This is a genomic window from Stenotrophomonas maltophilia group sp. SKK55 (assembly GCF_057179845.1).
Map to the genome: position 1 here is coordinate 1 of NZ_JBXUHP010000025.1, position 2,606 is coordinate 2,606.

Genomic DNA, 2,606 nt, shown 5'->3' on the forward strand with positions numbered 1-2,606 from the left:
GGCCATAGAAGGTGATAGCCCTGTATCTGAAAGGGCCATTTCAGTGAAGACGAGTAGGGCGGGGCACGTGAAACCCTGTCTGAACATGGGGGGACCATCCTCCAAGGCTAAATACTACTGACCGACCGATAGTGAACCAGTACCGTGAGGGAAAGGCGAAAAGAACCCCGGAGAGGGGAGTGAAATAGAACCTGAAACCGTGTGCGTACAAGCAGTAGGAGCTCCGCAAGGAGTGACTGCGTACCTTTTGTATAATGGGTCAGCGACTTACTGTTCGTGGCAAGCTTAACCGTATAGGGGAGGCGAAGGGAAACCGAGTCTGATAAGGGCGCATAGTCGCGGGCAGTAGACCCGAAACCGGGTGATCTAGTCATGCCCAGGGTGAAGGTGCGGTAACACGCACTGGAGGCCCGAACCCACTCCCGTTGCAAAGGTAGGGGATGAGGTGTGATTAGGAGTGAAAAGCTAATCGAACCCGGAGATAGCTGGTTCTCCTCGAAAGCTATTTAGGTAGCGCCTCATATGTATCCTCTCGGGGGTAGAGCACTGTTATGGCTAGGGGGTCATCGCGACTTACCAAACCATTGCAAACTCCGAATACCGAGACGGACTGTATGGGAGACACACGGCGGGTGCTAACGTCCGTCGTGAAAAGGGAAACAACCCAGACCCACAGCTAAGGTCCCAAATTTTGTGCTAAGTGGAAAACCATGTGGAAAGGCACAGACAGCCAGGAGGTTGGCTTAGAAGCAGCCACCCTTTAAAGAAAGCGTAATAGCTCACTGGTCGAGTCGGTCTGCGGGGAAGATTTAACGGGGCTAAGCACAGAACCGAAGCTTGGGGTGCATAACTTTGTTATGCGCGGTAGAGGAGCGTTCCGTAAGCCGTTGAAGGTGGATTGAGAAGTCTGCTGGAGGTATCGGAAGTGCGAATGCTGACATGAGTAACGATAATGCGGGTGAAAAACCCGCACGCCGAAAGCCCAAGGTTTCCTTGCGCAACGTTAATCGGCGCAGGGTGAGTCGGCCCCTAAGGCGAGGACGAAAGTCGTAGTCGATGGGAAGCAGGTTAATATTCCTGCACCTCGCGTAAGTGCGATGGAGGGACGGAGAAGGTTAGGTGTACCAGGCGTTGGTTGTCCTGGGGAAAGGCGGTAGGTTTGGATCTTTGGCAAATCCGGGATCCTTTAAGACCGAGCACCGAGACGAGCCTTTATGGCAAAGTCACTGATACCACGCTTCCAGGAAAAGCTCCTAAGCTTCAGCTTACGCAGACCGTACCGTAAACCGACACAGGTGGGTAGGATGAGAATTCTCAGGCGCTTGAGAGAACTCGGGTGAAGGAACTAGGCAACATGGCACCGTAACTTCGGGAGAAGGTGCACCCTTTTTGGTGGCTCGTGCGAGCTATAGCTGAAGAGGGTCGCAGTAACCAGGCCGCTGCGACTGTTTATCAAAAACACAGCACTCTGCAAACACGAAAGTGGACGTATAGGGTGTGACGCCTGCCCGGTGCTGGAAGGTTAATTGATGGGGTCAGCCGCAAGGCGAAGCTCTTGATCGAAGCCCCAGTAAACGGCGGCCGTAACTATAACGGTCCTAAGGTAGCGAAATTCCTTGTCGGGTAAGTTCCGACCTGCACGAATGGCGTAACGACAGCGGCGCTGTCTCCACCCGAGACTCAGTGAAATTGAAATCGCTGTGAAGATGCAGCGTTCCCGTGGCAAGACGGAAAGACCCCGTGAACCTTTACTATAGCTTTACACTGAACGTTGAGTTCGTCTGTGTAGGATAGGTGGGAGGCTATGAAACCATGGCGCTAGCTGTGGTGGAGCCATCCTTGAAATACCACCCTGTCGTGCTTGACGTTCTAACCTGGGCCCATTATCTGGGTCGGGGACCGTGTATGGTGGGTAGTTTGACTGGGGCGGTCTCCTCCTAAAGAGTAACGGAGGAGCTCGAAGGTACGCTCAGCGCGGTCGGACATCGCGCACTGTGTGCAAAGGCATAAGCGTGCTTGACTGCAAGATCGACGGATCAAGCAGGTAGGAAACTAGGACTTAGTGATCCGGTGGTTCTGTATGGAAGGGCCATCGCTCAACGGATAAAAGGTACTCCGGGGATAACAGGCTGATACCGCCCAAGAGTTCATATCGACGGCGGTGTTTGGCACCTCGATGTCGGCTCATCACATCCTGGGGCTGTAGTCGGTCCCAAGGGTATGGCTGTTCGCCATTTAAAGTGGTACGCGAGCTGGGTTCAGAACGTCGTGAGACAGTTCGGTCCCTATCTGCCATGGGCGTTGGAGATTTGAGAGGGGCTGCTCCTAGTACGAGAGGACCGGAGTGGACGAACCTCTGGTGTTCCGGTTGTCACGCCAGTGGCATTGCCGGGTAGCTATGTTCGGAAGCGATAACCGCTGAAAGCATCTAAGCGGGAAGCGCGCCTCAAGATGAGATCTCCCGGGGCACAAGCCCCCTGAAGGAACCATGTAGACTACGTGGTTGATAGGTCAGGTGTGTAAGTACAGCAATGTATTGAGCTAACTGATACTAATGATCCGTGCGGCTTGACCATATAACCTCAAGTTGCCTTGGCTTTACGACA

At 53.7% G+C, this 2,606-nt stretch carries 1 rRNA gene; it reads left to right on the forward strand.

The annotated features are described in order from the left end of the window. Window positions 1-2,576: ribosomal RNA gene (locus AC2A1N_RS13630) — 23S ribosomal RNA — on the forward strand; the annotation flags it as partial. Window positions 2,577-2,606: the final 30 nt, after the last annotated feature.